Source organism: Oceanobacillus caeni, assembly GCF_019037185.1.
In the GTDB taxonomy this organism is placed as follows: domain Bacteria; phylum Bacillota; class Bacilli; order Bacillales; family Amphibacillaceae; genus Oceanobacillus; species Oceanobacillus caeni.
In genome coordinates this window covers 1-1515 of the sequence record NZ_JAHHXM010000074.1, presented here as the reverse complement: position 1 = coordinate 1515, position 1515 = coordinate 1, and the positions used below count along the sequence as shown (strand labels likewise).

The 1515-nt window shown below is 34.4% G+C and carries 1 protein-coding gene; it reads right to left on the bottom strand.

Annotated elements, in window-relative coordinates:
* Positions 1-77: 77 nt before the first annotated feature.
* The gene (locus KM885_RS17720) at positions 78-1388 is read right to left on the bottom strand and encodes an ISL3 family transposase (protein ID WP_047185367.1); all 1311 of its coding nucleotides are present in this window, start codon (positions 1386-1388) and stop codon (positions 78-80) included.
* Positions 1389-1515: the final 127 nt, after the last annotated feature.

Below are 1515 nucleotides of genomic sequence, written 5' to 3'. Positions count from 1 at the left end.
GGCTCTACGTCAAGTGACGTTGGTACTGTATTTTAGTCGACTTTTAATATGTATTTGATTATCACACTCTAGGGAAGCTATGCTACTCTAGAGTGTGATTTGTTTACTACGGGTTTCAGTTTAAAATGTAATCTTATTCGGTTTTTGTAATGCTTAAAATTCCGATAGCCATATGCAATCCGATTGAGTACCTTGATTTTATTGTTAATACCTTCAATTCGCCCATTGTTATACGTATATTGAAAACTGTTTTTCGTATAGGGCAAGTGCTTTCTTAATGTTTTAATGCTTGTTCTTAAATAGGTTGATGACTGGGTTGGACACTTTTTGTTTAATGTGTTCTCTAATGCATGATAGTCCTTTTCGTCAATTGCCTCCAACAGGTCCTGATATATACCATAATTGACTTTAAGTTCCTCACTATAATCCAACATTTCTTGCACTATTGAACTTTCAAGACGTTGGCCAAATAAGCCGTAATATTTATATTCTGTATAAGATAAACTCGATCTTTTTTTCAGTAAAAGCTTCCAATAACGTTTAAGGCGGCGATACTTTTTCTGATCTTCCCCATTAGATGTTCTGAGTTGGTTCATGATTTTAACACGCGTTTTGTTCATCGCTCTTGATATGAGTTGAACTAAGTGAAAACGATCAATAATAATATCTGCATTTGGAAACATCTCTTTTATCAAACTTACATAACCTGCGTTCATATCGATTGTCACGGTTTCTACTCGTTGTCTAGCTGATAAGCTATAATTTGTGATGAAGTGATCTGTAATAGACCGGTTATCACGACTATTTAAAATGTCTAAGATGTCACCCGTTTCAACATCGATATATTCAAAAGCCATCTTGCCCTTGGCATACTTAAATTCATCAAACGATAGATGCTTAGGTAGGGCTTTATAATGCGGTTTATATTTATTTGCTTCTTTATTAATGATTCTCTGAACAGTTGCCTCAGATACACCACAATCCTGGGAAATATCTTTAACGGACTGCGCTCCAGCTGATTTAATCATGATTTGGGCTTCTGTATTTGAGGATATAAAACAATGACGCTTTACGATATTTGTTTGTGCAGTAAAACTAACACCACAATGTTTACACATAAAACGCTGCTTACTTAATAATAAATATGTTGGATAAACTCCCATGGTCGGAATGGTAATACGAGATAATTGTGTTCCGTTTTTATAAATAGAAGAGCCTACTTTCTCCACCTGGCAATTTGGGCATTGATCTGCATCATATGTTAATTTCGCCTTAATAAATTTACAAGACTTCCCTTTATGTTTGCCATACGTTACTGCATTTTCGCTCATATAAATATTTTTATCTTGAATATCTAACATATTTCTAATATCATTTGATATAGACAAGTGAGTTCCCTCCTAGGAATGGTTTTCAGCGACTTTAATTCTACAGGGAATCTCACTTGTTTTCTATTTATAAACACAAAAATGACGTAGGTGAGTTTTTCCCACCAACGTCATTTATTGTACAACC